Annotated in this window: 1 protein-coding gene; it reads right to left on the reverse strand. The window is 43.6% G+C overall.

The window, feature by feature from the left end:
- Positions 1–857, reverse strand: an 857-nt coding sequence (gene hppD / locus R8N47_RS23420; protein ID WP_318185881.1) for a 4-hydroxyphenylpyruvate dioxygenase, incomplete at its 3' end; no start/stop codon positions are given.
- Positions 858–1,361 lie beyond the last annotated feature (504 nt).

Here is a 1,361-nt window from a genome sequence, read left to right on the forward strand (position 1 = left end):
TCTTCAGTATGGCCTTCAACGCGTTCATCGACTTTCTCGTAGTAGGTGTCTGGCGTTGGCATAAAGTCCATACCGCGGTCACGCAACGTTTGCACCGTTTGATAGATGTCATCCGTTGTCAGAGCGATATGCTGAATACCTTCCCCGTTGTATTCGCGGATAAACTCTTCAATCTGCGATTTGTCATCCGAGGATTCATTGATTGGAATGCGGATTTTGCCACACGGCGCCGTCATTGCGCGGCTGACAAGGCCAGTCAGTTTACCTTCGATATCGAAGTATCGAATTTCTCGGAAGTTCCCGATGCGCTCATAAAAACCAGACCACACATCCATATTACCTTGCTTAACATTGTGCGTGAGATGGTCTATCTCGTACAAGCCAACGTCTGATTTTGCTAAGCGATCGTCTGCATCGTCATAAAAACGGAAATCGACGTCGTAGATGCTCTGCTTGCCATAACGATCAACGAAATAAAGCAAGCTTTCACCAATACCGTAAATGGCAGGGATACTCAGTTCCATCGGACCAATTTCAGTTTTGTATTCTGTGCCGCCGTTTTGAATAGCATGTCCAAGCGCAACCGTCGCGTCTTTCACACGAAACGCCATACCACATACAGATGGGCCGTGAACTTTAGCAAACTCCTCCGCCTGGCTATGAGGCTGGGCGTTCACGATAAAGCTGATGTCACCTTGTCGATACAACCATGCTTCTTTCGAACGATGTTTGGCTATTTCAGCAAAGCCTAGCGATGTAAATAACGCTTTTAGTTGTTCAATGCCTTTGCTGTCAGCAGCTGTGTATTCAACAAACTCAAATCCGTCTGTACCTAATGGGTTGTATGTGTCCACCATGACTTTCTCCTTGCGTCACTAATTTGTTTACAGCCTCACTGAGCTGTTTGAACTGATTTTTCTAACTTGGCGCAGGTAGAGAGAAATTGGAATACATCGGCCGAAATCTCTATTTCGATGGGTCTTACGGAGAAATGTAAAATTAATGTTACACCACAAAGCCATCAATGTACCCGGTTAAAAAGAAACCAAAATTAAATTGAATTTCAATCAATTAGGTTGATATTTTTCGATTTACGCCACACCGCCAAATGTAAACAACTTGTTACCATGGCGATTTTTATTGGCACCTAGCGACTTTAGATAAGTCTTTGGTTTCATTTAAAGAGAGGTTGGAAAGAGTGAAACAAACGAGAGTTTCAAGACAACAAAGCGCACGTAAAAAGCGGCCAAGCTCTTATTGAACTTGGCCTATCCAGTTGGCAGTGCGAGGATATGAGTAAACAGAGACGTCATTAATCCACAAATGTGATTTTGCTTCAAATACACCCTACTTATTTACAG

This window comes from Vibrio sp. 2132-1 (assembly GCF_033344315.1).